The following is a 21,105-nucleotide window of genomic DNA, read 5'->3' on the forward strand; positions in this document are numbered from 1 at the left end:
TAGTAAATTTTATCACCTGACACCTAACATCTAACACCTTTTCAACAACGATACTTTTATAAGCTAAGACACGCTATAGTTGTCCATACCTACACAAGAACATACCAAATTGCGATCGCCCTTAGCATTATCAATACGAGCCACAGAAGTCCAGAATTTATGCTCTTTAGTCCATTTATCAGGATAAGCCGCTATTTCTCTGGTGTAAGGGTGATTCCACTCCGATTTAAGCAACATTTCGGCAGTATGGGGAGCATTTTTCAAGAGATTATCGTTTTTATCCATTTCCCCTTTTTCAATGGCTTCAATTTCCTTACGAATGCTAATCATAGCATCACAAAAACGATCTAATTCGGCTTTTGATTCACTTTCTGTAGGTTCGATCATCATTGTACCAGCAACGGGCCAAGACATAGTCGGAGCATGAAAACCATAATCCATTAACCGTTTTGCTACATCCTCCACGCTTATATCCGCAGTTTTACGAAAATGACGTAAATCGATGATACACTCATGGGCGACTAAACCATCTTTACCAGTAAATAGAATTGGATAGTGAGGGGCGAGACGATGTGCCATATAATTAGCACTGAGAATGGCTATCTTCGTGGCATGGGTTAATCCTTCTCCTCCCATCATGGCAATATACATCCAAGAAATGGGCAAAATACTAGCACTTCCCCAAGGGGCAGAGGAAATCATACCAATAGACTCCTCCACATTTCCCCCCTTATTAAGGGAGGTTAAAGAAGTAGAAGGTAAAAAAGGTACTAAATGAGAGGCGACACCAATGGGGCCAACCCCAGGGCCTCCCCCACCATGAGGGATACAAAAGGTTTTATGTAAATTGAGGTGACAGACATCGGCCCCAAAATCTCCCGGTTTACATAAGCCAACTTGGGCATTCATATTCGCACCATCGAGATATACTTGCCCACCATAACTGTGGATGATACTGCATATATCTTTAATCCCTTCCTCAAATACCCCATGAGTAGAAGGATATGTCACCATTAACGCCGCTAATTTATCTTTATGTTTCTCGGCCTTTGCCTGTAAATCAGCAATGTCAATGTTACCTTCCTCATCACATTTAACCGCAACCACTTTTAAACCACACATCACCGCACTAGCAGGATTTGTACCGTGAGCAGATTCTGGAATAAGACAAATAATGCGATCTCCCTCTCCTCGACTGTCATGATAACGGCGAATAACTTGTAACCCTGCATATTCTCCCTGTGAACCAGCATTGGGTTGTAAAGAGACTCCTGCAAAACCAGTGATTTCTGCTAACCATGTTTCTAACTGAGAAAAAAGAGCCTGATAACCCTTTGTTTGAGACAATGGTGCAAAAGGATGAATATTATTAAATTCAGCCCAAGTAATAGGTAACATTTCCGAAGTTGCATTCAACTTCATGGTACAAGAGCCGAGAGGAATCATGGAAGTTGTTAAGGATAAATCCTTGCTTTCTAAACGATGTAGATAGCGTAATAATTCCGTTTCGCTAGTGTGCTGATTGAAAACTGCTTCTGTGAGAAAACGACTTTGACGCTGTAAAGAAGCTCGAATCCCTAAACGGCTAATATTATCATCTCCCTGATAAATAGAAGCATCCAATAAAGGAGATTTATTTTCCAATAAGCGAATATACACAGTATTTTGAGCAAAAATTGCACAAATCTGATTAACTTCTGTGAGAGTGGTTGCCTCATCCAGACTAATACCAACACCATCACTGTAATAACGGAAATTAAAGCACTGATTTTCTGCTAATTCTCGAATAGAGGCGATTAACTCATTATCATCAACTTTAACCTTGATAGTATCGAAGAAATGCTCAGATTGTAACTTATAACCTAATTTTTCTAAACTATTGGCTAAAATACGGGTTAATTGATGTACTCTGGTGGCAATATTTTTGATCCCTTTTTCCCCGTGATAAACCGCATAACTAGAAGCAATTACCGCCAATAAAACCTGTGCAGTACAAATATTACTGGTAGCCTTATCTCTGCGAATGTGTTGCTCTCTGGTTTGTAATGCTAACCTTAAAGCAGGTTTACCTTGGGCATCTACCGAAACTCCCACTAAACGCCCTGGTATCTGTCGCTTATATTCTTCTTTCGTGGCAAAATAACCAGCATGAGGCCCACCATAACCTAATGGTACACCAAAACGTTGACTATTTCCCACTGCAATATCAGCATTTAATTCTCCGGGGGATTTTAAAAGTGCCAATGCTAATAAATCGGCGGCTAAAATCACTAAGCCTTTTTCTTGATGAATTTGCTCAATAATGGCTTGATAGTCATAAATAGTGCCGTCAGTGGCAGGATATTGAAGTAAGCAACCAAAAACGGCATTTTTAAAGTCATAAGTAAAGGGATTATCAATAATTAACTCAATATCTAAATATCTCGCCCTTGTTTTAATTACTTCAATGGTTTGAGGATGACAGTTTTCGTCAACAAAAAACAACTTTGATTTACTTTTACTTGCTCCATAACTCATGGTCATGGCTTCGGCGGCGGCAGTGCCTTCGTCTAGGAGGGAGGCGTTAGCAATTTCCAACCCCGTCAAATCTATTACCATCGTCTGAAAGTTTAACAAGGCTTCTAATCTTCCTTGGGCAATTTCAGGCTGATAGGGAGTATAAGCCGTGTACCAATTGGGGTTTTCTAAAATGTTGCGTTGAATCACCGCAGGGGTGACACAATTATAATAACCCATACCGATAAAAGAACGATATACCTGATTCTCAGATGCGATCGCACTTAATGTTTTTAATGCCTGAGTTTCGGTTTGAGGAGAGGGTAAATTAAAGGGTTTAGAGAAACGGATAGATTGGGGTATCGCCCTATCAATGAGAGAGTCAAGACTATCATAACCCAGTTTTTTCACGATCGAATCTTCTTCATAACTATCGATACCGATATGACGATGAATAAATTGATCTTCCCTAGGTATGCTAACATCACTATTGACTTTCTGCTCACTATTTTCCGAGACAAAAGAGGAAGCAATATTTTCTAAGTCAAGCATATTTTTGCAGAGGAAATAAATCTCATATTTACATATCTTAATGTTAACGAAATCTTAAGAAATTCGAGCAATAGATTTTCTTCGCCACGAGGTGAGGGTATTGGGGAGAAACGAGTTAGGAGTTAGGAGTTAGGAGTTCGGGGTTAGGAGTTTTTAATTATCAACTATTCACTATTCACCTTTGCTCTTTCGTGAGTACAGTGAAAGATTAGAGCTTAAAAAATATCAGCAGGGTCAGCAGATTTCAATTTATTAACTGCGATCGCACCTGAAAAGCCACACATAAACAAAGTTAACAGAAAAACAGAAATAATTAAAGACTTACTTAAAAAAATTGGTAAGCCCGTAGCTTTAGCGGTAACAGAGTAAAGAAAGGCAGAAAATCCTAAGCCCGGTAAGAATCCAATACAAGCGAGAATAATTGCCTGTTGAAAAACCAATACTAACAGATAATTGTTGGTATATCCCATGGCTTTGAGAGTGGCATATTCAGGTAAATGATCCGCAACATCTGTGTACAATATTTGATATACAATTACCGTTCCCACAATTAACCCCATTACCGTGCCAAGGGTAAAAACAAAGCCCACAGCAGTGGTATTTTCCCAGTAACTACGCTCATAATTAACGAATTCATCTCTGGATAAAACTAAAACATCTCCGCCACTGAGTTTATTTTTGAGAGTTTTAATTACGGCCTCTGTATTAGCATTTTCTTCGAGATTAATTACCCCTACATCAATTAAACCTTTATCTCTTTGGGCAAATATTCTTAAAAAGTTTAAATCGCTAGTAATAATATTTCCATCTGCACCAAAAGTTGTACCAATAGTAAATAATCCAGCTACTTCGACTTGACGATTATTTATTTCTGTTTTAACTTTTTTTCCTTCTTGAAAAAGCTGAGGAATAGGACCAAATTCTGGACGAGAATCTGTATCAAATAATACCTGATCTGGTTGTTTTAATTTATCTAAGTTTTTTTGTACTCCTGATAAGTCAAAAATTGCTTCTTTGGGGTTAAATCCCATAATCATTATCTGTCTAGTTTTTTGATTAAGAGGATTTTTCCAAGTGGTGAAACCTATATATAAGGGGTTAATTGATTTTACTTCTTTAACTGCTAAAGCCTCATACAAACGGCGACTAGAAAAACTTTTCATACCAATTAAAGCATCAGATTGAGGGCTAATTAAAAATATATCTCCTTTTATATTTTCATGAATTCTTACTGCACTATTTAACAAAGCTGTCTTAAATCCTAACTGCATAAACATCAAAATATCAGCAAAACTAATACCTGCGATCGCAATTAAAAGACGGATTTTTTCTTTACTTAATTGTAGCCATGCAAGGGGAGTTTTCATAATTAGTTTTTTTTCTAAAATTATTGTTAGTAATAGGAAATAGGTAACAGAAAATACTTATAATTGCTCATTATTATGTTAATCAAATACAGTTCTTATTTATAGGAGAATATTCACAATTACTTGAGAATAAATAAGATTTTTTATCTTGTTATTATCTTCTGGATTAACAGCAATTTTTACCTCTACCACCCTAGCGTCAACATTGGCGGCTGGATCAGTTTCTAAAACGTCTTTTTTACCTATTTTAGGGCTTATTTCTGTAACTTTACCCGTAATTACTCCTTCAAAGCTATTATTCTCACTCTTTATCTGGGCTTCTTGTTTTAGCTTTACTTTACTAATATCACTTTCATAAATTTCTGCTACAACTATCATCTCCTGAGTATTGCCCATTTCTACTATTCCTTGCTCACTACTAATATTTTCTCCAGGATAAGCATTTATATCGATTATTTCCCCATCTATGGGTGCTTTAATGATAGTCAAATCTAAATCTACTTCTGCTTGATTAACCAGTGCGATCGCACTCTCTACTTGTGCTTGAGCTTGTGCTACATCTACTGGGCGAATTTCAGAAATTTCATTTAAAGTAGCTTGGGCAGAGACTATCTGTTTATTGAGGGTATTAACTCTTTGAGTGGCAAGGGCTTGAGCCTCGTTAATTTCCTCCGATAGAGTGCTAATGGTTTTTCTATAAATTGCTAAGGCTTCTTGATAGCGTTTATCGGCTGTCTCAAGGGTTAATTGACGATCATCTAATTCTGAGGCAGAAATTACTCCCTCTTTTGCTAATTGTTCATATCTATTTAATTGGGCTTGAGCGTTATCTTTTTCCGCTTGTAATCGGTCTATGGTAGCTTGTCTTTCTTCCCTTTCAGAAGCTAATTGGGCTTGTAAACGATTGATTTTTGCTCGATCAGTTGCGATCGCACCTTGTAATTCAGCTTGAAGTTGAGAAACAATAGCTTTTTGAGCATTGATTGAACCTTCCTTTGCTCCAGCTTTAACGATATTTAGATTTTCTTGGGCAACAGTTAACTCTTTTTTTGCTCGTTCCAATTCTGCTTTTTTCAAATCATAATCGGAAGTATAGGCAATAATATCACCCTTTTTGAGCCAATCTCCTTCTTTCACTAAAAGAGTTTTGACCCTTGCGCCTGCCAAACTAGGACTAGGAGAAACATTAATAACCTCTGTTCGAGGTTCTATTCTACCTAAACCACCGATAGACGTAATAGGAACAGGTTGGCTAATCTCATTTTCAGAGGAAACATTAGGCTTTCTTTGACTCACCACATAAACACCTAGCCCAATCATTATTATTACCCCGACTGCCGTTGCAATCAACGTAATGGATTTGCCATATCTTTCCACTATTGAAATTTTAGCTTCCCCCATATTCCCTTTTATGATTTAATGAATGTATAGATCAAAATGGTTTTTCTACCCTGTTATCATACTAGACGGTCTAGTCTAATCTTGTCAAGACAGAAATATCGTCAAGAAAACCAAGAATTTTAAGAAGAAAAAGAAAAGAATGGAAGAAAAGGCAGAAAAAATTTTGCAGGGTGCATTATCACAGTTTTTATCTTATGGTTATGCAGGTACTACCATGGATAAAATAGCTAAATCGTCTGGAGTGTCAAAACAAACTTTATATAGTCATTTTGGAGATAAAGAAGGATTATTTTATGCCTTAGTTAGTGACATGGCTTCCCGTAAATTTAAGTTAGTCTGGGAAAAGCCCTTGGAAGGAAAACCACAATTAGTATTAAAAAACCTAGCAGAAACCATTATAAAAGAAGTTAGTGACCCTCTTTACTTAAACTTTATTCACCTCATTGTTACGGAGGTAAAAAACTACCCAGAAGTTGCTCAATTATGTTTTAAAAATCTTGCTAAACCTGCCATCAATCAATTGACTAACTATCTACAAAATAGTCCAGATTTAACCTTAGATGACCCAGAAGCGATCGCACATATTTTTGTCAATAGCATCTTACACTATGTTTTAACTCAAGAAAAACTACAGGCAAAAAAAGTCATTCCTTTAGAGCAAGAGCGTTTAATTAATAATTTAATAACTCTTATCGTCACAGCAAAGAGCAATGAACAAAGTTGAAAGGGCAAGAGGCAAACCCCTCTGTGTCTCCTCTTAAAACAAATCCTCCCTCGAGAGGGCAAAAGAGTTTAATTAACCCTAACCATCCTAATACTGCCCCTTATCCAATATTATTAAGCCCCACTGAAGTTAATTATTCTTTGTCGAAGATTTTTAGTATAATTAATCACACTTGCAAAGAAAGTCCAAACCTTAATTAAATCAACAAAGGGAGAAATAGTCAAAAAAAAGTTTTACAAAAATTAAATCTATGCTTTATGATGATATAGGGTCAACTTTTCTATTATGCCGTAAGAAAAACAGATAAGACAAGGTTGACTCACTGTATTTGAACTATTGTTCAGCATAAAACCTAAAAAAATTGCTGACTTTTGCACTTTATTTTGTATAATTTTAATTCTCGGAAATATTATTAACTGAAATATATAAAAAAAATCGAACAATTATGCAAGCACTACCTAAAAATATTGATACCATTAGAGTATATCTCAAGGAAATAGGCAGAATTCCCCTTTTAACCAAAGAGGAGGAAATTGTTTTAGCCAAACAAATTCAAGAGTTAGTTGCGTTGGAAAAAAAACGAGAAACTTTAAAGAAAAAGTTAGAAAGAGAACCTTCTAAAAAAGAGTGGGCAGAAGCGGCAAAAATTTCTGAAAAAAATCTCGATATAAAAATTAGCAGAGGAGAAAAAGCCAAGCGTAAAATGGTCGAAGCAAATCTTCGTCTTGTAGTTTCTATTGCGAAAAAGTATCTTAAACATAATTTAGACCTACTCGATTTAATTCAAGAGGGTACTATTGGTATGCAAAGAGGGGTAGAAAAATTCGATCCTAAAAAAGGTTATCGTTTCTCTACCTATGCTTACTGGTGGATTCGTCAAGCCATTACCCGTGCGATCGCAGAAAAAAGTAGAGCAATTCGTTTACCCTTACATATTACAGAAAAGTTAAATAAAATTCGCCAAACTCAAAGAAAATTATCTGAGGAAAAAGGTCGTCCTGCAACTATTGCAGAATTATCCGAAGCCTTAGAGTTAACTACAGAACAAGTTAGAGACTACTTAGGTAAAGCCCGTCAACCCCTATCCTTAGATTTAAAAGTAGGAGACAATAACGATACTGAATTAGGAGAGTTATTAGAAGATAAAGGACAATCTCCCGAAGATTTTACAGACTACTCTTGTCTTCAGTTTGATTTGCGTCGTATGATGTCCGATTTGACTCAACAACAACAAGATGTCATCAGACTTCGTTATGGCTTGGATGATGGAAAACCTTTAACCTTATCAAAAATTGGTACTATTCTCAATATTTCCAGAGAAAGAGTTAGACAAATTGAAAGAGAAGCCCTAACCAAATTGCGTAAACGGAAAGAGGTTATTGAGGAATATATTGCTAGTTAAGCTAGTTTTTATCTTGGTTAGCTGGTAAAGGTAGGGAATAGTTAAGAGTGATAATCATTTTCAAGAATCAATCAAAGATTTAACTTAAATGCCTCTTAGCTTAAAATTATTAGGGTGTTAGGGAATTGGAGAATTGGGGACTAAAAATTTCCATCGAAACGAAAAAATAATTCAATACAATTAGGAAACAAAGCAAATGCAAGACAAATTAATGTTAATGATTCCAGGTCCTACTCCCGTGCCTGAGAGGGTATTATTAGCCATGGCACAGCACCCTATAGGACATAGGAGTGGAGATTTTAGCAAAATTATTGCGGAATTGAATGAAAATTTGAAATGGCTACATCAAACTAAAAATGAAGTTTGTACCCTTTGTGCTTCTGGTACTGGGGCGATGGAAGCTGGTATTATTAATTTCTTAAGTAAAGGCGATCGCGTTTTAGTCGGAAATAATGGTAAATTTGGTGAACGTTGGGGTAAAGTAGCAAAAGCATTTGGTTTAGATGTCGAAGAAATTACCGCAGAATGGGGTAAAGGCTTAAATCCCGATGATTTCAAAACAAAACTAGAAGCCGATACAGAGAAAAAAATTAAAGCGGTAATCGTTACTCACTCTGAAACTTCCACAGGTGTTTTAAATGACTTAGAAACCATTAACAAATACGTTAAAGCCCACGGAGAAGCCTTAATCATCGTCGATGCTGTCACCAGTTTAGGAGCGGTAAATGTACCTGTGGATGAATGGGGCTTAGATGTGGTTGCTTCTGGTTCTCAAAAAGGTTTCATGATTCCTCCTGGTATGGGCTTTGTTGCAGTGAGTGAAAAAGCATGGAAAGCCTATGAAACTTCTGATTTACCTAAATTTTATTTAGATTTAGGGGCATATAAAAAAGCCAATGCTAAAGATAGCTCACCTTTCACACCTCCTATTAATCTCATGTATGGCTTAAAAGCCGCTTTAGAGATGATGAAAGAGGAAGGTTTAGAAAATATTTTTGCCCGTCATAAACATCTCACTCAAATTACCCGTGAGGGAGTTAAGGCTCTAGGATTACCTTTATTTGCCAGTGATAGCGATGCGGCTTTAGCAATTACTGCCGTAGCACCAGATAGTCACGACGCGGAAGCAATTCGTAGCGCCATGAGAAAAAGATTTGATATTGCTTTAGCTGGTGGACAAGATCATTTAAAGGGTAAAATCTTCCGTATTGGGCATTTAGGCTTTGTTTCTGAAAGAGATGTTTATACTGCATTATCTGCCTTAAAAGAAGTAATTTCATCTCTCTAGTATATTTGGGGATTAGGTTTTGGGGATTGGGGTATTAGGTTTAGTATTATTAAACACTTTTGCTTCTTACCAAATAGGGGGGATAAAGGGGAGTTTGTTTCTTGCCTCTTGCCCCTTGCCCTTTTAACTTTGCCTCACTGCAAAAAATCTATTAATCAAAAGGTTGAACTATCCAAACTGAAGCAGGTGTTATCTCACAAAAGTAATCTGCCTGACATTGACTGTGGGATTTTTGCCAAATAACTGCGGTATCCACGTTGACTTGCCATTGATTTTCTAGGACTTTTTTTACGGCTATCATTGTTACTCCCGTATCTAATAAGTCATCTACTAATAAAACGTTGTTACTAGGAGGCTCAATACAAGATAGTTGTCCTAATAATAAATTTCCTTGTTGATTCTGTTCAGAATAACTTTTCGCTACAATAGCCGATAAGGGGATATTTAACCTTCGGGAAAGATAATCTCCTAAATAAAAACCTCCTCTTAAAATAGAGATGATTTGAGAATATTTTTGGTTTTCTTGTATGATTTTTTCGGTTACTTTCTGACAATATTGCCAAAATTCATCCCAAGTAAATATCAGTTTTTGATTTTCTTCTAACATTTTTTTATATCAATATTTTTTGAATAATGTCACTGGAGCTAAATTTTTTTCAAGTATTAACCCCTAAATTTCAATTAAATTGTAATTATTTTTTTCGGCAAACTACCTAATTCAAATTTTATTATATTTTTTGAATAACTTTTAATGAAAACGATTAAATCCCCTTTTAATATCTTATTTTTTACAGTATTTAGTCTATTAATAACTTGGATTCTTCTTTTATTAATTAGTTATTTTACTGTGAATATTCTGTGGTTTGAAGAGTTAGGCTATCCACAAACTTTTTTAACTCAATTTCTAAGTAAGTTTACTATTGGGGGTCTTGCTTTTATTATTTCCACTTCTTTTTTATGGTTTAATTTAGCGATCGCATCTAGGCAAAGGAAGCAACAAGAACAATTTTTTGCACAGGGAAAAGAAAAATTAACTCCCCAATCTCCCCCCTTAAAATTACGTTTATTATTACCAATAGTAATTAGTTTTTCTGGTCTAATTAGCTTAACTTTATTCTATTATACAAAGTTTTTTACTCAGATTTCTGGGGCTAGTTTATTATTACCTAATTTAAGATCTCCTTCTTCACTACCTTTACAATTAGCTATTTTTACTGATATTGCCAACAATTTACCCTTAAGAATATGGCAAATTATTTTAATAATATTTGTTACTTTATTTTTAATATTTAAACCAAGACAATGTTTCAAAATTATATGTATTTATTTTAGCATCATAACCAGTTTAATTCTTGGTGATTATTGGTCAAGATTTCTTCATTATTTTTATAGTATAAATCTAGGAAAGACCGATCCTATATTTAATATTGATTTGAGTTTTTATTTATTCAAAATTCCTGCTCTTCAGATTCTTGCACTGTGGTTACAGAGTTTATTTATTTTTACAATTTGCACCGTTACTTTAACTTATTTACTATCCAATAAAAGTATTTCTGAGGGAAAGTTTGAAGGTTTTTCCCGCTATCAACTGAGGCATTTATATGGTTTAGGTGGCGGTTTAATGATTATTTTAGGGGGAATTCACTGGTTAAATCGTTATTTACTCTTACTTTCTCCTGATGGGGTGGTTTATGGTGCAGGTTACACAGATATTCACATTAATTTGCCAAGGGAAACTATTGCTACAGCTTATGCTTTATTAATGGGCATCTGGTTATTAACTAAGTCTTTTACTGGTTCGGGAAAAAGAAATCATCCTCATTTACAGGCGGAAAAAAGATATTCTTTACCTTTTTCAACTTTACCTTTTATAGGTTATTTCGTTTTATATTCTTTCGGAATTTTATTAGCTGTGATGGTGCAAAATACCATTGTTCAACCTAATGAATTAGCCCTAGAAACTCCCTATATAATTAATAACATTAAAGCCACCAGATCTGCTTTTAATTTAGATGAAATAGAAGTAAAAACGTTTAATCCTGAAGGGAATTTAACCGCCGAAGACATCAAAGAAAATCACCTTACTATAGATAATATTCGTCTTTGGGATACCCGTCCTATTTTACAGGCTAATCGCCAATTACAGCAGATTCGTCCTTACTATGTTTTCGCAGATGCAGATATTGACCGCTATCAATTAAAAAGTAGTATTAATAGTGATATTAATGAAAATACCCAAGTTATTCTCGCTCCCAGAGAGTTAGATTCCCAATTATTGCCAAATCAAGCACAAACATGGGTAAACCAACATTTAGTTTATACTCATGGCTATGGATTTACTATGTCTCCTGTTAATAGAGTGGCACAGGGAGGACTACCTTATTATTTTATTAAGGATATTGGTACATCTCAAGATCCGGGGGAGTTAAACACTTCTTCCGCAAGAATAAGAGAGAGTATCCCCTTTTCCCGCCCTCGTATTTATTATGGGGAGGTAACAAAAAACTACGTCATGGTAGATACGAAAGTACCTGAATTCGATTTTCCTAGCGGGGAAGATAATGTTTATCATACCTATACTGGCGATGGGGGAATAAAAATTGATTCTTTTTGGCGCAAGTTTATTTTTTCTGTTTATCTTCAGGATTGGCGGATGTTGTTAACTCCGAATTTTACCCCTGATACTCGTATTCTTTTTCGTCGTAATCTCACAGAAAGACTAGGTGCGATCGCGCCTTTTTTATATTATGATCGAGATCCATACTTAGTAATAGCACAAACAAACCCTGAAGATAAAAATTCCCTACACTGGCTTATAGACGGTTATACCATATCTGACCATTATCCCTATTCTGACGGTGGAGAAAACCAATTCAACTATATTCGCAATTCCGTAAAAGTCTTGATTAATGCCGAAAATGGTAATACCAGTTTTTATGTTAGTGATTCCACAGACAGAATTATTCAAGTATGGCAAAAAATATTTCCCGAATTATTCAAACCTCTTTCGGCAATGCCCCCCATTCTTAAACAACATATCCGTTATCCCATTGACTTATTCAATACCCAATCAGAAAGACTTTTAACCTATCATATGATCGACCCTCAAGTATTTTATAACAGGGAAGACCAATGGCAAGTACCCGAAGAAATTTATGGCAATGAAATATTGTCCATGCAACCCTACTATCTAATTATGAAACTACCCATCGGCAAAGAAGAAGAGTTTATCCTGCTTCATCCTTATACCCCCATTTCCCGTGCCAATTTAATTGCATGGTTAGCCGCCCGTTCTGACGGAGAAAATTATGGTAAACTTTTACTATACCAGTTCCCGAAACAAAAATTGGTTTATGGACCTGATCAGGTAGAAGCGTTGATAAATCAAGATCCTGTCATTTCTGGTCAAATATCTTTATGGAATCGTCAGGGTTCAAAAGCTGTTCAAGGACACCTGTTAATTATACCCATTGAACAATCACTATTATATGTTGAGCCTGTTTATTTAGAAGCAGATAAAAACAGCGTACCAACTTTAGCAAGGGTGATAGTAGTTTATCAAAATAAAATTGTTATGGCAGATAGTTTAGAAAATGCGATCAATAATATTTTTTCTGATGGAAAGGAAGATAGTTCAGCCATTATCCGCCTTTTAGAAGACTCTACCGCAATCCCTATCTTAGATCCCACTTTGAATAATAATAACTAATGAAAAAGCAAGACCTTTTTTAAGATCCTGCCTTATCATATAATGTATAGTTAAATGATTTAAAGTCGAAGGTAGAGAATATTGTTCTTCCCCTATTTATCTAACTAATGAGAAAGAAGACGGAGAAGAACCTCTACCGCTTTTTTTTGTTTGATTAGCCTGACAGTCGGGGCAAGGTACAGGATAATAGTCAAAAGAATTAACGTAGTCAGATAATCTTTGTTCGAGAATTCTACCAGTATTTTTACATTTTAAACAAAACTTCATGATTCCACCTCGAATTTAATAAATGAATAAATGAATATTTGCATCAGACATTTCATATTGTAAATCTTTTGGTTGTAACTATGATCGTTGATTCTACTTAATTTTAGACATTTTTAAATGTTAATTTATATTAAGTATTCTTCATTAATTGTAAAAAAAATATTAGATTAATATGTTAATTTTACAATTCGTTCAACTTAATTTTATTTTTAGTTTCTCCAGATACATTTTTGTCCTAATAATTCTCGGTAAATTTGCTTAATTTCTGATGGTTATTCATCAGTTAATTCACAGAAATTGACTTTTATTAATGTAAACTATTAGTTTTGACAAATAACTCTAAAGATCATCATCATCATCCAAATTGTCTAATAACCTAAAAGAAGATTCATCGAGAGCCATTTTTGGTGGTCTTAAATCATCAATAATTTTTTTGATAACACTAGCTACAGGTACAGCTAAAAATATACCTAGTAAACCACCTATTTTTGCCCCAAGAAATAAAGAAATAATTAACCAAATAGGATTTAAACCAATTAACTCTCCCATTAAACGAGGTGCAACAACATTGTCGGTAACTTGGTCAATGATAGTCGCTGAGACAAAGAAAAATAAGGCTAATTTACCACTCTTAAAAACGATAATTAAAGTACACAATATGGTAAGAAATCCTCCTAAAAGGGGTACTAAACTAGCAATACCAATACCAAAAGCAAATAATAAAGCCGAAGGCACACCTAATAAGATAAAGACAATAAGACGAACCACACTAGCAATACCCACTAGAATTAAACGGCTAAAAAAGTAATCTTTAAAAGTTTGACGAAAATAACGGGGAATTTTCACATTCCAAGGTTCAGGAAAAAAGCTATATAAACCCTGCCAAAATTTATCCCCCCCAATTAATAAAAATATAGTAAAAATAACAATGAATAGAACATCAAAAACGCTGTTAATTGTAGTTACAACAATATTGAGAGTTTGAGTTCCTAAAGTCTTAAGAATAGAAGATATTTTATTGGTTATTTCTTGAATAATACCGTCTAAATTAATGGAAAACTTTTCAAATATGGGTAAATCAGAAAGAGATATTAAATATTGATTAGCTTGTTTTATCCAAGTAGGAGAATTGATAATTAGCTCATTTAGCTGTTGAATTAAAAGAGGAATTAAGATAAAACTATTAACAATAAGAAATACTAAGGCAGATAGCAAAACAATCGTAATAGCAACAGAGCGATTTACACCCTGTTTAATTAATAATTTAATGACTAATTCTAGTAAAAAAGCAATAATACTAGCAATAACTAAAAAACTGACTAAAGGCTGTAGATAGTCAATGAGAACAAATAGTAAAAAACCGTTAAGAAAAAGAAGAGGAAATAGAAAAAATATTTTTAACCATTGGGGTATTTTATTCCACCATTCAAAGAATTTAAAATTATCTTTCATTACAGAAATGAGCTAAAGATTTTATATTTTAGGGAGTAAAGATGGGAAACTTTAATATATAGCAATTCTCGCTATGGTAAGGAAAAAAAATGATTGGTATTGCGGAATAGGGAATAGGGAATAGGGAATAGGGAATAGGGAATAGGGAAGCGTTTGAATTATTTTCAAGAACTAAGAAAAAAGAACTAAGAAAAAATGTAAGTTAAATGCGTCTTAGCTTAACGACTTTAATTCAACTTAAAACCTGCCACCTAAAACCTGATACCTTTTTTAGGGATAATTTATCATATCCAAAGTAAGAGAGTAGAAAGTTACTATCTTTTTCCTTGTCTAATTCTTAAACCTTCTTGAAAACCTCGATCATAATCTGGGGAATTTCTCGGATTGTCATATCTTAATCCATTAATACCATCACTGCGTCCTCGAAAATACTCTTGCTCAGGAGATACGGGGCGATACCTGTCTTGGTTGGCACGACGGTTATTATTGATGATAATACTTGTACCAACTCCTGCACCTACTCCTAACATAAAATCACCAAAACTAGCCTGTGCAGGTTTGATATTTATTGTACTAAAAGACGCAAAACTGGTGGCACAAACACTCAAGGTAATTAGTTGATTTTTTAAACTATTTTTTGATAAATTTTTCATGGTTATTTAATATTAGTTATTGACTTAAAATTGAGCTTGATCAGAAATAGGTTCTAACCATCCAGAACTTTCTATATTAATAATTTTTGGTTCATTATCTATCATGGCAAAACGAATTTTATCGGTACTTAAGGATAGGTAACGATTTCCTGTTTCGGTATCAACTTCTCTGGCTCTTACTCTGGTTAACAATGCCATTTCCCCACTGTCGTTAATTTTTGTAGTGGTATAAGAAGAAATGATTTTTCTCCCCTTAACTTTTTTGAAACTATTGTTTAAAAAGTCCTCATGATCATCTTTTCCTTCTACTAAAGTAGTAATTTTTTGATTATCCATTTCCACGGTGATAGAAGTAATAACATAGGGAGCAAGATATTCTAAAATACCTGCAATATTTTCCTCTGTTTCTGCTTTTTCTATTTCCGTCATAATTTGAGCTAAACTTTCCTCTGTTAGCCCTGTTTGTGTTTCTTGAACTAACAACAATGGTTTTTTCTCTGATACAGTTTCGGCTTTAATAGAATCAGAGAAGGGTATTAATTGACTAGCAATAAAACCCATAATTAAAGCACTGATTAAATTATTTTTTTTCACTTTTTGTTACTTATTTTATTTATTTTGAACTCCTAGAAAATTATATCTTTTATTGTAGTGATGGAAGCAAATTATAATATTTATTTAAAAATGATAATTATGGGTAAAATAGATGTATAATATTGTGTTTATGTTTATTAAAGGTTAAATTATGGATCATTCTTCCTCCTCTTTTATTATTTCTCCTTATCCCCAATCCATTAAGTTAGATAAAACCCTTAAATTGGGGGTTATGGCTTCGGGTAGTGGTAGTAATTTCGAGGCGATCGCGCGTTCTATTGATGAGGGAGAATTAAATGCTAAAATTGAATTGTTGATTTATAACAATCCTGACGCTACGGTAAAAAATAGAGCTCAAAAGTATCAAATTCCCTCACTATTATTGAATCATCGAGATTTTCCTAACCGTAAAGCCTTAGATAGGGCAATAGTAGAAGAATTTAAAGCTCGTGATGTGGAATGGGTAATTATGGCAGGTTGGATGAGAATTGTTACAGAAGAATTGTTAAAGGCTTTTCCTCAGAGAGTGATTAATATTCATCCTAGTCTCTTACCTAGTTTCAAAGGGATTAACGCCATTGAACAAGCATTAAAAGCACAGGTGAAAATAACTGGTTGTACTGTACATTTAGTGGATTTAGAGGTGGATAGTGGTCCTATTTTAGTTCAAGCCGCCGTACCGATTTTACCCGATGACACCCCTGAAACTTTACATCAACGAATTCAGATTCAAGAACATCGTATCATAACTCAAGGAATTGCGATCGCAAGCGCACCTCAGCGAAGTTGAGATCGCCCATCGCCACTTCATGAATACAGCTAGTGCTTATAAAGAGTAAACGATACAAAATTCCAAAGTTATCCTTTATTTCCATCCGATAAAAATGAATAAATATTGGAAATTATCTCAAAGCCAACTCAATTTATTGCAAACTTGTCCTCCCCAATTTCAAAAAGTTTATATAGAAAAATATACATCAATTCCTAATCTCAGCAATGAAGAAAAAACCATTTGGGGGAGAAAATTTCACTATCTAATGCAACAATATCAATTGGGGGTAAATATAGAACTATTAAAAGATGAAAATCCTGATTTAATTAAAAGTGCGAAAACATTAATCGAGGCAACGGAGGATATTTGGCGTAATCCAAAGATAAAGCTGAGAGAAGCAGAATATCAAATTAATTATCAACTAGATAAATATTTATTCACTGTTATTTATGATTTGTTAGTTTTTTATGATAATAAAGCTATTATTTTTGATTGGAAAACTTACCCATTACCAGAAAACAAGAATAAGATATTACATAATTGGCAAACAAAACTATATTTATATGTTTTAGCAGAAAATAGTAATTACTTACCTGAACAAATTTCCTTTACTTATTGGTTTGTTAAACAGTCTGATAAGCTCCAAAATTTAACTATTAATTATGATCAAAAACAGCATTCTAGTACAGAACAAGAATTAAAAAACCTTTTAGTTAATTTGGAAAAATATTATGAAGATTATCTAAATAATAAGATAGATTTTCCTCACCATTCAAAATGCGAAACTTGTTTTTATCGCAATAATTTTGCTCATTTATTTGCTTTTAATAATGAGTTTATTCCTCAATCTCTCGATGATATTTTTTAACCTAAGTTCGATATAAAATTGTCAGTTAACTATTCACTATTAATTATTCACTAATTGCCCCCTGGGCGTTCAAATTAAGGCATTTGACGATCGCATTTACTCCCAAACTAGCCCAAGTTTGTGCCATAGCCTGAGTAACAGTTTCTTGATGTTGCTCACTGGTAAGAGCCAGTAAAGTAGGCCCCGCCCCACTAATTACCATACCATATCCCCCAGCGTTGACAACTGCTTGATAAATCTCGTCATAGCCTTTGATTAAACTTTTACGATAGGGTTGATGAAGTTTGTCTTGTAGTGCTTCTTTCAACCAATCTTCGTTTCCTGTCTCTAGGGCTTTAATTAATAAACCTAGATGAGCTATGTTATAAACAGCTTCACTATAAGTTAAATGGGGGGGTAAAACTTTTCTAGCGGATTCGGTAGATAATTCAAAGTCGGGAATAGCAACGATAAATTTAATCTTTTCATGGCAGTTAATGGGGACAAAATGCCAATTTCCTTTTTCTCCTACAGATAAAATACAATTACCAAGAAGGGCTGGTACAACGTTATCGGGATGTCCTTCTAGTGCGATCGCCATTTCTAGTAATTCTGTTTGGGTTAGTGACTGAGAAGAAAAGTGATTTGCCCCTAATAACCCTGCAATAATAGCTGTTGCAGAACTTCCCAAACCTCTGGCTAAGGGTACATTAATTTTAATCGAAATGTTAACTTTAGGAGGAGTTAAATTAAGTTGTTGATAATAGTAAAGAAAAGACTGATATAAAAGGTTATTTTCATCTAAAGTAATTTTATCCGCCCCTTCCCCTTCAACGGTAAAGGTTGTATCATCTTGACTCAAACTAAATGCAAACTCATTATAAAATTCTAGTGCCGCCCCAATACAGTCAAAACCTGCCCCTAAATTAGCGGTGGTTGCAGGTACTTTCACAACAATAGAATCAGGGTTACTCATGCAATAATCTCTCCAAAAGCAAACATAAATTATTGTACCCTTAAAGATGTTAGTTGTCTTTTAAAGCCTCGATCGCATCTTCGGGAATAAATACGGAATACATACCTCTTAAATCTCCCACATGGAAATTATAGGCTAAATCTTGAGGATATTTTTGTTGAACAAAGCTAGGACGTTCATTTTTTAAGCCATGACAAGCTAAACAACTTGATTCTACGTTAATACGGCGATAATATTTTGTGCCTTTGACTCCATCTACAATTTCTGGTTGCCAAAATCCTTTTAGATTTTCGTCTTGTTCAAATTTGGCTAATGCCATTACTTCCTGCAAATTTTGGGGAGCATGGTTAGGATTACGGTATTTTTTCGCTATTTGCTTTGTTTGCCAACCATTTTCTTCCCCTAGTTGTTTCATCTTCATACCCACTGGTTGACACACTTGTTTAAAAGTATCTGGAGTTGGCTTGTCTGGAGTTGATTCCAAATAACTAGCAAGATGCGATCGCATTTCATCCAAATTTTCAATTTCTGTCACTGCCTTTCCCAAATCATTCGGAAGGGTATCAGCTCGAAGTATATTATTCCCACCACTCAACCAAATTAGAGAAACACAAAGAATTCCGAACACCATATTCCATAATGTTTTCATGATAATGACCTCAAAATTTAAAGCTACAATAACCATTATATAACTCAATAACCATATAGTTTTAATCGATCATCTATAATTATCTGAGCTAAGACACATTTAATTTACTTTTTTTCTCTCTCTTTTTAAGGAGAAATATCAATGGCTTTCTTTCTTCCCTATCATCGCCAGTAAACTAAAATGCAGTCCTTGCTTATCTATATTTTTTATTTACCTAAAATTTTCTGACAAATCTCAATATAATATTGCTATCAAGATAAATTTAACTGAGCCAATGTTTAAGAAAAAAATATCTCATTTAATAGTTTCTGTTTCTTTACTTTTTCTATTAACATTAACTGCTTGTTCTCCTCAAGCTCCTTCTCGTTTTGAACAAGCACAACAAGATAGTATTGCCGCAGGAAATAAAAACACGGCGGTTAGTAAAGATGCTGTTAAAGGGGCTAGTTTTAATCAATTTTTTCCTGTTAGTAGCGGTGATTATGAACGGGTTTTCACTCAAGAAAAAACAGGCTTTGTTCAAGCAAAATTAAAATTTCAAGGGCAAGATGTTGCTACCTTAGCTATTTTTGATACTATTAGCAATCCCACTGCTAAAAACGATTTTGCCAATGCTACAGAAACAATTAAGGGTTTTCCCACCGTGGAAAAAGGCTCTAATAATACGGCTGTTTTAGTAGGCGATCGCTATCAAGTAAGTATCAGGTCTAGTGATCCTAATTTTACCGCAGAAGAAAGAAAAGAATGGTTAAATAAATTTGATTTAGCCAATTTAGCTCAACAAAAATAAACAAAAAAACAGCATTTTTTAAAATTCAGAAAAAAAATATCATGAGCAAAGCAATTTACGAATTAGTTAACGAATTACCCCAAAATAATATTACGACTTTAGCCCTGAAAAGTCTTGATAAATTCGTCCCCGGACAATGGGAAAATATTACGAATTTTGAAGAAATGATTCGTCAAGTAACAGGGGAAAACGATGAAGAAATGATCCAAAAAATAGGCGATCGCGCTGTCTGGTTATTTAATGATAAAACTCAAGGCTATCAAAACGCCCTTTGGTTATATCAAATCGTAGATAAAGCCGATTATGCTTTAGGGGCGGCGGCACTAGCCAATAAAGTAGGGGAAAAAATCAAGCTACTAGGTTTCCTTAACCGTCTCACTCCCAATAACGAAAAAGCCCAAGCCATCGATTTAGCCATTAAATTAGTGGTGGAAGTAGTGGCATTTTGTCAGATTAACGGCTTACCCGGAGATAGTATTAGTGACTTTGTCAAAGCATTAGGAGAATATGAAAAAGAAGCCCTAATTCGTATGGGAGGGTTAGTTTGTTTTGATGGTTTAATTCCCTTTGGCGCAGATTTTATCCTTCAAATCGAGTCAACCTTGAATAATCTTTCAGAGAAAGAATTAAGTAATAACTCCTCTTTTTCTCAAGTTAGTCGTTTAATTCCGGGAGATAATCCCGCAGGACAATTACAATTTATTCACGATAGCTTTTCGGCGGTAAAAGGTTGGATGACAGGATTTGTCGCCAATCATAGCCTAACCAGAGATAAACTCTTAAGCAGTCTTCATAATTTTATTGAATTTTCTGAGGATCAATTTGACTATGTAGCCGCCTTTCTTGATATGTCCACTAATTATTTTGAACACACAGGCACTCAATCCATTGCTAAAAGTTTAATTTCCCGTGCCATGTTTGAAGTTTAATACTTTAACCTTAGTAAAGGGCAAAGGACAGTAATTTACCTGAGTTCGGAGTTCGGAGTTCGGAGTTCGGAGTTCGGAGTTCGGAGAGTTCGTTGCTCTCATGCACTCCCTTCGGTCGTGAACGGAGTTAAAAGTAATAATTATTGACAAAAAAGCTGAATAAATTGATTTTAAATGAGTTTTTCCTAAATTTAATAATTTTTTATTCCAAAATTGGCTCGATGATAACTCGAGGGC

18 protein-coding genes are annotated in these 21,105 nt (G+C 34.5%); 8 read left to right on the forward strand and 10 right to left on the reverse strand.

Annotation, left to right across the window (positions count from 1 at the left end; genetic code table 11):
• Window positions 1-63: 63 nt before the first annotated feature.
• The 3 genes from gcvP to Dongsha4_RS04235 all read right to left on the reverse strand — a co-directional run bounded on the left by gcvP (window position 64) and on the right by Dongsha4_RS04235 (window position 5,816).
• Window positions 64-3,048: an aminomethyl-transferring glycine dehydrogenase gene (gene gcvP / locus Dongsha4_RS04225; protein ID WP_330204492.1), complete on the reverse strand. Its 2,985-nt coding sequence runs from the start codon at window positions 3,046-3,048 to the stop codon at window positions 64-66.
• 215 nt (window positions 3,049-3,263) lie between these two features.
• Window positions 3,264-4,415, reverse strand: coding sequence for an ABC transporter permease DevC (gene devC, locus Dongsha4_RS04230; RefSeq protein WP_330204493.1), 1,152 nt, complete (start codon window positions 4,413-4,415; stop codon window positions 3,264-3,266).
• 99 nt (window positions 4,416-4,514) lie between these two features.
• Window positions 4,515-5,816, reverse strand: coding sequence for an HlyD family efflux transporter periplasmic adaptor subunit (locus Dongsha4_RS04235; RefSeq protein WP_330204494.1), 1,302 nt, complete (start codon window positions 5,814-5,816; stop codon window positions 4,515-4,517).
• Window positions 5,817-5,955: 139 nt separating this feature from the next.
• Here Dongsha4_RS04235 and Dongsha4_RS04240 point away from each other — a divergent pair, with 139 nt between their 5' ends.
• The 3 genes from Dongsha4_RS04240 (at window position 5,956) to Dongsha4_RS04250 (ending at window position 9,230) form a co-directional block, all read left to right on the forward strand.
• Window positions 5,956-6,540 (forward strand): TetR/AcrR family transcriptional regulator, encoded by a 585-nt coding sequence (locus tag Dongsha4_RS04240; protein ID WP_330204495.1) that lies wholly within the window; start codon window positions 5,956-5,958, stop codon window positions 6,538-6,540.
• A gap of 445 nt (window positions 6,541-6,985) precedes the next feature.
• A complete protein-coding gene (locus Dongsha4_RS04245) occupies window positions 6,986-7,942 on the forward strand; it encodes an RNA polymerase sigma factor, RpoD/SigA family (RefSeq protein WP_015220109.1) in 957 nt (318 codons plus the stop codon).
• A gap of 196 nt (window positions 7,943-8,138) precedes the next feature.
• The gene (locus Dongsha4_RS04250) at window positions 8,139-9,230 is read left to right on the forward strand and encodes an alanine--glyoxylate aminotransferase family protein (RefSeq protein ID WP_330204496.1); all 1,092 of its coding nucleotides are present in this window, start codon (window positions 8,139-8,141) and stop codon (window positions 9,228-9,230) included.
• Between the two features lie 151 nt (window positions 9,231-9,381).
• On the opposite strand, the gene Dongsha4_RS04255 is transcribed toward Dongsha4_RS04250, so the two are convergent.
• Window positions 9,382-9,837 carry a phosphoribosyltransferase gene (locus Dongsha4_RS04255; RefSeq protein ID WP_330204497.1) on the reverse strand — a complete coding sequence of 152 codons (456 nt, stop codon included), beginning with the start codon at window positions 9,835-9,837 and terminating at the stop codon, window positions 9,382-9,384.
• Between the two features lie 144 nt (window positions 9,838-9,981).
• On the opposite strand from Dongsha4_RS04255, the gene Dongsha4_RS04260 reads away from it, so the two are divergent.
• Window positions 9,982-12,939, forward strand: a complete 2,958-nt coding sequence (locus Dongsha4_RS04260) for a UPF0182 family protein (protein WP_330204498.1) — start codon at window positions 9,982-9,984, stop codon at window positions 12,937-12,939.
• Between the two features lie 96 nt (window positions 12,940-13,035).
• On the opposite strand, the gene Dongsha4_RS04265 is transcribed toward Dongsha4_RS04260, so the two are convergent.
• From Dongsha4_RS04265 to Dongsha4_RS04280, 4 genes are all read right to left on the reverse strand, one after another.
• Entirely contained in the window at window positions 13,036-13,206 is a 171-nt protein-coding gene (locus tag Dongsha4_RS04265; protein ID WP_330204499.1) for a hypothetical protein, read from the reverse strand.
• 339 nt (window positions 13,207-13,545) lie between these two features.
• On the reverse strand, window positions 13,546-14,658 hold the full coding sequence (locus Dongsha4_RS04270; protein WP_330204500.1) for an AI-2E family transporter: 1,113 nt from the start codon (window positions 14,656-14,658) through the stop codon (window positions 13,546-13,548).
• A gap of 314 nt (window positions 14,659-14,972) precedes the next feature.
• On the reverse strand, window positions 14,973-15,311 hold the full coding sequence (locus tag Dongsha4_RS04275) for a hypothetical protein (protein WP_330204501.1): 339 nt from the start codon (window positions 15,309-15,311) through the stop codon (window positions 14,973-14,975).
• A gap of 24 nt (window positions 15,312-15,335) precedes the next feature.
• Window positions 15,336-15,905: a hypothetical protein gene (locus tag Dongsha4_RS04280; RefSeq protein ID WP_330204502.1), complete on the reverse strand. Its 570-nt coding sequence runs from the start codon at window positions 15,903-15,905 to the stop codon at window positions 15,336-15,338.
• Between the two features lie 151 nt (window positions 15,906-16,056).
• Between Dongsha4_RS04280 and purN the strand changes: the two genes are divergently transcribed.
• Both purN and Dongsha4_RS04290 read left to right on the forward strand, forming a co-directional pair.
• The gene (gene purN / locus Dongsha4_RS04285; protein WP_330204503.1) at window positions 16,057-16,695 is read left to right on the forward strand and encodes a phosphoribosylglycinamide formyltransferase; all 639 of its coding nucleotides are present in this window, start codon (window positions 16,057-16,059) and stop codon (window positions 16,693-16,695) included.
• A gap of 94 nt (window positions 16,696-16,789) precedes the next feature.
• Entirely contained in the window at window positions 16,790-17,545 is a 756-nt protein-coding gene (locus tag Dongsha4_RS04290) for a PD-(D/E)XK nuclease family protein (protein WP_330204504.1), read from the forward strand.
• A gap of 43 nt (window positions 17,546-17,588) precedes the next feature.
• On the opposite strand, the gene thrB is transcribed toward Dongsha4_RS04290, so the two are convergent.
• On the reverse strand, window positions 17,589-18,500 hold the full coding sequence (gene thrB / locus Dongsha4_RS04295) for a homoserine kinase (protein ID WP_330204505.1): 912 nt from the start codon (window positions 18,498-18,500) through the stop codon (window positions 17,589-17,591).
• 49 nt (window positions 18,501-18,549) lie between these two features.
• Window positions 18,550-19,149 carry a DUF3365 domain-containing protein gene (locus Dongsha4_RS04300; RefSeq protein ID WP_330204506.1) on the reverse strand — a complete coding sequence of 200 codons (600 nt, stop codon included), beginning with the start codon at window positions 19,147-19,149 and terminating at the stop codon, window positions 18,550-18,552.
• A 274-nt stretch (window positions 19,150-19,423) separates the two neighbouring features.
• Here Dongsha4_RS04300 and Dongsha4_RS04305 point away from each other — a divergent pair, with 274 nt between their 5' ends.
• Together Dongsha4_RS04305 and Dongsha4_RS04310 are read left to right on the forward strand one after the other, a co-directional pair.
• Window positions 19,424-19,939, forward strand: a complete 516-nt coding sequence (locus Dongsha4_RS04305; protein WP_330204507.1) for a hypothetical protein — start codon at window positions 19,424-19,426, stop codon at window positions 19,937-19,939.
• Window positions 19,940-19,980: 41 nt separating this feature from the next.
• The gene (locus Dongsha4_RS04310) at window positions 19,981-20,868 is read left to right on the forward strand and encodes a hypothetical protein (protein ID WP_330204508.1); all 888 of its coding nucleotides are present in this window, start codon (window positions 19,981-19,983) and stop codon (window positions 20,866-20,868) included.
• Window positions 20,869-21,105 lie beyond the last annotated feature (237 nt).

Origin of the sequence: Cyanobacterium sp. Dongsha4, assembly GCF_036345015.1 — a bacterium.
GTDB lineage: Bacteria > Cyanobacteriota > Cyanobacteriia > Cyanobacteriales > Cyanobacteriaceae > PCC-10605.

Coding starts and splice junctions, on each gene's coding strand:
- gcvP (WP_330204492.1), bottom strand. CDS start 3,048: ATGCTTGACTTAGAAAATATTGCTTCCTCTTTTGTCTCGGAAAATAGT.
- devC (WP_330204493.1), bottom strand. CDS start 4,415: ATGAAAACTCCCCTTGCATGGCTACAATTAAGTAAAGAAAAAATCCGT.
- Dongsha4_RS04235 (WP_330204494.1), bottom strand. CDS start 5,816: ATGGGGGAAGCTAAAATTTCAATAGTGGAAAGATATGGCAAATCCATT.
- Dongsha4_RS04240 (WP_330204495.1), top strand. CDS start 5,956: ATGGAAGAAAAGGCAGAAAAAATTTTGCAGGGTGCATTATCACAGTTT.
- Dongsha4_RS04245 (WP_015220109.1), top strand. CDS start 6,986: ATGCAAGCACTACCTAAAAATATTGATACCATTAGAGTATATCTCAAG.
- Dongsha4_RS04250 (WP_330204496.1), top strand. CDS start 8,139: ATGCAAGACAAATTAATGTTAATGATTCCAGGTCCTACTCCCGTGCCT.
- Dongsha4_RS04255 (WP_330204497.1), bottom strand. CDS start 9,837: ATGTTAGAAGAAAATCAAAAACTGATATTTACTTGGGATGAATTTTGG.
- Dongsha4_RS04260 (WP_330204498.1), top strand. CDS start 9,982: ATGAAAACGATTAAATCCCCTTTTAATATCTTATTTTTTACAGTATTT.
- Dongsha4_RS04265 (WP_330204499.1), bottom strand. CDS start 13,206: ATGAAGTTTTGTTTAAAATGTAAAAATACTGGTAGAATTCTCGAACAA.
- Dongsha4_RS04270 (WP_330204500.1), bottom strand. CDS start 14,658: ATGAAAGATAATTTTAAATTCTTTGAATGGTGGAATAAAATACCCCAA.
- Dongsha4_RS04275 (WP_330204501.1), bottom strand. CDS start 15,311: ATGAAAAATTTATCAAAAAATAGTTTAAAAAATCAACTAATTACCTTG.
- purN (WP_330204503.1), top strand. CDS start 16,057: ATGGATCATTCTTCCTCCTCTTTTATTATTTCTCCTTATCCCCAATCC.
- Dongsha4_RS04290 (WP_330204504.1), top strand. CDS start 16,790: ATGAATAAATATTGGAAATTATCTCAAAGCCAACTCAATTTATTGCAA.
- thrB (WP_330204505.1), bottom strand. CDS start 18,500: ATGAGTAACCCTGATTCTATTGTTGTGAAAGTACCTGCAACCACCGCT.
- Dongsha4_RS04300 (WP_330204506.1), bottom strand. CDS start 19,149: ATGAAAACATTATGGAATATGGTGTTCGGAATTCTTTGTGTTTCTCTA.
- Dongsha4_RS04305 (WP_330204507.1), top strand. CDS start 19,424: ATGTTTAAGAAAAAAATATCTCATTTAATAGTTTCTGTTTCTTTACTT.
- Dongsha4_RS04310 (WP_330204508.1), top strand. CDS start 19,981: ATGAGCAAAGCAATTTACGAATTAGTTAACGAATTACCCCAAAATAAT.